Source organism: Mesorhizobium sp. M5C.F.Ca.IN.020.29.1.1, from assembly GCF_003997375.1.
Lineage (GTDB): Bacteria > Pseudomonadota > Alphaproteobacteria > Rhizobiales > Rhizobiaceae > Mesorhizobium > Mesorhizobium wenxiniae.
The window spans coordinates 1-4,545 of record NZ_RZSW01000513.1 but is presented as its reverse complement, the minus strand read 5'-3'; the positions used below and the strand labels follow the sequence as shown (position 1 = coordinate 4,545).

5 protein-coding genes and 1 pseudogene are annotated in these 4,545 nt (G+C 62.6%); all 6 read right to left on the bottom strand.

Features of this window, described 5'->3' with window-relative positions; all coding sequences use genetic code 11:
• On the bottom strand, positions 1 to 435 hold a 435-nt coding region (gene rlmJ / locus EOA85_RS28515), incomplete at its 3' end, for a 23S rRNA (adenine(2030)-N(6))-methyltransferase RlmJ (protein ID WP_164759938.1).
• A 7-nt stretch (positions 436 to 442) separates the two neighbouring features.
• The gene (locus EOA85_RS28510; protein WP_127211981.1) at positions 443 to 1,066 is read right to left on the bottom strand and encodes a hypothetical protein; all 624 of its coding nucleotides are present in this window, start codon (positions 1,064 to 1,066) and stop codon (positions 443 to 445) included.
• A gap of 191 nt (positions 1,067 to 1,257) precedes the next feature.
• On the bottom strand, positions 1,258 to 2,358 hold the full coding sequence (gene ugpC / locus EOA85_RS28500; protein ID WP_065008940.1) for a sn-glycerol-3-phosphate ABC transporter ATP-binding protein UgpC: 1,101 nt from the start codon (positions 2,356 to 2,358) through the stop codon (positions 1,258 to 1,260).
• Positions 2,359 to 2,368: 10 nt separating this feature from the next.
• Positions 2,369 to 3,202 carry a carbohydrate ABC transporter permease gene (locus EOA85_RS28495; protein WP_095483211.1) on the bottom strand — a complete coding sequence of 278 codons (834 nt, stop codon included), beginning with the start codon at positions 3,200 to 3,202 and terminating at the stop codon, positions 2,369 to 2,371.
• A gap of 19 nt (positions 3,203 to 3,221) precedes the next feature.
• Positions 3,222 to 4,157, bottom strand: a complete 936-nt coding sequence (locus EOA85_RS28490) for a sugar ABC transporter permease (RefSeq protein ID WP_029354362.1) — start codon at positions 4,155 to 4,157, stop codon at positions 3,222 to 3,224.
• A gap of 103 nt (positions 4,158 to 4,260) precedes the next feature.
• Positions 4,261 to 4,545: pseudogene (locus tag EOA85_RS28485) on the bottom strand (sugar ABC transporter substrate-binding protein); the annotation flags it as partial.

Here is a 4,545-nt window from a genome sequence, read left to right as displayed (position 1 = left end):
ATCGAGCTCGATCACCCGGGTCTGGAAATCGCCGGCGAATAGCGCTCTCAGCTTCGCGGCATCCTGGCGATGCAACTCGATCGCCGACAGCCGGTCCTGCTTGCGCATGAGATGACGCGCGATCAGCGGCGAGCCCGGATATTTTTTCAGGCCGCCTTCAGAATTGAGCGAACGGACGGCTTCCAGATAAGGCGCCAGAAGTGCTGCCGCCGGCGCGTCGAGCGCGGCATCGAAAAGCCGGCTGATGCCGCCTTGCCATTCGCCGGTCTTTTGCGCTTCAGTCGATGACAGGTCGTAGCGGCCGATGCCGGCATGGGTGTCTATGACGCGAAACGCTTTGTCCTTCTGCTTCAGATATTCGACGAGCCGGCTCAGCACGACATGCTTGACGACATCGGAGAAGTTTCCCGCGTGATAGGCGTGGCGGTAGTTCATACGATACTCAATTCGACGACCCGCCCCTGCCCCAGCGCGGCTGTGGCGGCTGCGAATTCGGATTCTGCGGCCGGCCGCCGCCACCGAAACGAAACGCCAGCACCAGCCCGATCAGGCCGACTGCCATCAACGAGAAGCCGACCGGCTGCGCCCGTTGATCGACCTCGCCAACGCCGGAGCGCAGCACTAAGTCCACCGCCCGCATCTCGATGCCCTCGGCGTCGCCTGGGCCGACGGTGAAGATGTAGGGGCCGGGGCTGACCGTCGGGATCAGGCCTGCCTCGTCGCGAAAGATCTTGTCCGGCAGTTGCGGGCTGACCTGGCGCGGATTTTCCGAATGGTTGAATTGCAGCATCGAGGCGAGCACCGTCCTGCCGCCGGTGGCGGCGGTCAGCGTCAGCACGGTGCGCTGTTGCGAGACGACGATGCGTTCGGCCCTCGCGGTGAGGTCGACCAGCACCCGCACCGGCGCGTCGCGAGCGGCGAGTGGTACCGTCACCGGCTTGAACCGGCCCTGCTCGTAGACCCGCCAGGTGCCGATCTCATGGCCGGAGAAATTGCTCATCGCCCAGGGATAGACGACGCCGATGCCGGTGCCGGCGAGCAGGATCAGAAAAAACAGAAAGCGCATGCGCTCGACTACCTTGCCCGGATATTATTTAGCGCCGCCGCGGGCGCGTTCCATTTCGTCCAGGAGCATGTCGAGGCCGAGCTCGGACGTTGTATCGAATTCGGCGGTGCCAAGATAGACAATAACATGGGACCTAAAAGTGGAAACCGGTTTTGGGAGAATCCGAATGATCTGAGCGATCGTAAGGAGGATCAGCCCTTCCCCTTCTGGAGGCTCGATTCCAATGCGCGCTTTCCCGTCTCATCGAACAAATGCAGATGCTGCGGCGGGAACGCCACCGTCACCGTCGGGCCGGCCGTCAGCGCCGCCCGGTCGAGCGTGAAGACGTTGAATGGCAGGCCGTGTAGGCCGAGATGCAGGATGATGCCGAAGCCGGTCGGCTCGATCAGGTCGACCGTCGCCCTCAGGCTGCTCTCCGAGGCCGGCGACATCTCGACGTGCTCCGGCCGGATGCCGAGCGTCACCGCCGCGCCTTCCTCCAGTTGATAACCAGACGAAAGCCCAATCAGCGTTCCGTCAGGCAATCGTGCGCCGGCCGTGCCTGCGCCGACCTCATAGCGTGCCGACAGAAAATTCATGGCCGGCGATCCGATGAAGCCGGCCACGAACAGGTTGGCAGGGCGGTCGTAAAGCTCCAGCGGGCTGCCGACCTGCTGCACCACGCCCTCATGCATGGCGACGATCCGGTCGGCCAGTGTCATCGCCTCGATCTGGTCGTGGGTGACATAGATCGAGGTCGCTCCGAGGTCGCGGTGCAGCTTCTTGATCTCTGCCCGCATCTGCTCACGCAGGCGCGCGTCGAGGTTGGACAGCGGCTCGTCGAACAGGAATGCTTTGGGTTGGCGCACGATCGCGCGGCCCATCGCGACGCGCTGGCGCTGACCGCCCGACAGTGCCTTCGGCCGCCGCGCAAGCAGCGGCTGCAGCTCAAGCTTCCGGGCGGCATTGCTGACAGCGGCTGTGATCTTCTCGTGGGCGGCCTTCCGGATCCGCAAGCCATAGCTCATGTTCTCGGCGACGTTCATGTGTGGGTAGAGCGCGTAGGATTGGAACACCATGGCGATGTCGCGGTCCTTGGGCGCCCGCTCATTGACGCGCATGCCGTCGATCCGGATCTCACCTTCGGTCACCTCCTCGAGCCCGGCGATCATCCGCAGCAGCGTGCTCTTGCCGCAGCCCGACGGGCCCACCAGCACCACGAACTCGCCGTTCTTTATCGCCAGATCGACGCCGTGCAGCACGGAGACGATGCCGAAATTCTTGCGGACGTTGCGGATGTCGATCGATGCCATGAAACCTCACTCAGCCCTTGACCGCGCCGGCCGTCAGGCCCTGTACCAGATAGCGCTGGATGAACAGGAAGAAGAGGCAGGCCGGGATCAGTGCCAGCACGCCGGCCGCCATCATCTGCCCGAAATCGACCGAAAACTTCGACACGAAGGTGAGCAGACCGACCGGAAACGTGGCGGCGCTGTTGCCCGAAATCAGCATTAGCGCGAACAGCAGTTCGCTCCATGCGGCGGTGAACACAAAACCCAGCGTCGCCGCAATGCCCGGCAGCGTCAGCGGCAGGACGATCTGGCGAAATGCCATGAACTGCGTAGCGCCATCGATCTTGGCCGCCTCCTCCAGCTCCTTGGGAATGCCGTCGAAGAACGACTGCATCAGGAACGTTGCGAAAGGGATGTTGAAGGCGGTGTAGACGACGACCAGCCCGGTCAGGCTGTTGGTCAGCCCGAGCGGCGAGAGCATCTTGAAGATCGGCGCGACCAGCATCACCAATGGAAACATCTGGGTGAGCAGCATCAGCGCGACCAGCCAGTATTTGCCGCGGAAGGTGAAGCGCGACAACGCATAGCCAGAGAGAGACGCGAGCAGCGTCACGATCACGGCCGTTGCGCCGGCAACGATCATGCTGTTCCTGAAGAAGACCGGGAATGCGCTGTGGGCGAGCACGAAGCGGAAATGTTCAAAGCTCATCCGCGACGGCCACATCCGCACGCCCTCCGAATAGAGCAGATCGTTCGGCGTCACCGATACTTTCAACAGCCAGAACAGCGGGAACAGCGCAAAGACCACGTAGCAGAGGATCGCCAGGCGATGCAGCGCGGTGCCGAAAATCGAATACCTGTTCATCTGGTCATCGCCCGATCCATCAAGCCCGATCCATCAGGACTTGCCGAAGCATGACGATCAGCATCGAATAGGCGAGCAGCAGAATGAGCAGCACCAGCGCAATGGCCGAGGCATAGCCGAAATCAAGGGCCCTGAAGGCCTGCGTGAAGATGTAGCTCGCGACAATTTGCGTGCGGTCGGCTGGGCCGCCGCTGGTCATGACGATGATCAGGTCGGCGAAGTTCGCGATCCAGACGGTGCGCAACAGCACGGTGATCGCAATGGTCGGCGCAAGGAATGGCAACGTTATCGACGTGAACCGCCTGACCGCACCGGCGCCGTCGATCGCCGCCGCCTCGTAGAGGTCGCGCGGGATGGCCTGGAGCGCCGCCAGCAGCGTGATGGCGAAGAAGGGAATGCCCCACCAGACGTTGGCGATGATCGGTCCCCACATGGCGAGCTGCGGATTGGAAAGGATGTTGGCCGGCTCACTCATCAGGCCGAGCGCATAAAGCCAATGCGGCAGCGGTCCGATGACGGGGTTGAACAGCCACGCCCAGTTGAGCCCGGTGAGGAAGGTCGGCACCGCCCAGGGCAGGAACACCAGCGCCTGCGCGATGGCGCGACCGGCAAACGGCCGGTCGAGCAACAGCGCCAGGACCAGGCCGAACACGAATTGCAGGAAGACGGATGCGCCGGTCCACCACAGCGTGTTGCGCAGCGCCCGGTAGAAATTTTCGTCGTCATAGAGGGTGCGAAAATGATCGAGCCCGACATAGCCGCCAGAGAACGGGTTGAGCAAGTGCACGTCGCGGAAGGCGTAGGACAGGCCTAGCACCAGCGGCGCCAGCATGATGGTGACGATCAGAATCAGCGCCGGCGCGGTGTAAAGATACGGCTCGGCATGGCGCGTGATCCGGTCGACCAGCGACCGGCGGCGCGATTCCGTGAACCCGGCGGTGGCGTCAAAAACCATCAGCTAACGCTTTCGTTCCAATTGGCCATCCTTCCAATCGACCATGGACGAGATCTATCGGAGCCGCCCACGATGGGCGGCTCCGATGCTCTAGGTCCGCCGTTTATTTCTTGGCCAGGTGTTTCTGCTGCGCCTTGGTCAGATAGTCGGCCCACTGGTTGGCCATTTCCTCGGGTGTGATATCGCCGAGCAGGGCCTGTTGACTGGTCTTGATGACCATCGAGTCCTTGAAGAAGGCGAACTCCTCGAGATAGGTCGGCATGACCGTCGGCACTGCATCCTTGTCCTCGAGTTCGGCGAACCAGCCCTTGAACTGCTCGCTTGCGTAGAAGGGATCCTTTTCGGCCGACTTGTGGACCGGCAGCGCTCCAGTGCGCTTGTTCCACTC

Bases quoted from the DNA above. Each gene is read 5' to 3' on its own strand.
- EOA85_RS28490 (WP_029354362.1), bottom strand. From the start codon at position 4,157: ATGGTTTTTGACGCCACCGCCGGGTTCACGGAATCGCGCCGCCGGTCG.
- EOA85_RS28495 (WP_095483211.1), bottom strand. From the start codon at position 3,202: ATGAACAGGTATTCGATTTTCGGCACCGCGCTGCATCGCCTGGCGATC.
- ugpC (WP_065008940.1), bottom strand. From the start codon at position 2,358: ATGGCATCGATCGACATCCGCAACGTCCGCAAGAATTTCGGCATCGTC.
- EOA85_RS28510 (WP_127211981.1), bottom strand. From the start codon at position 1,066: ATGCGCTTTCTGTTTTTTCTGATCCTGCTCGCCGGCACCGGCATCGGC.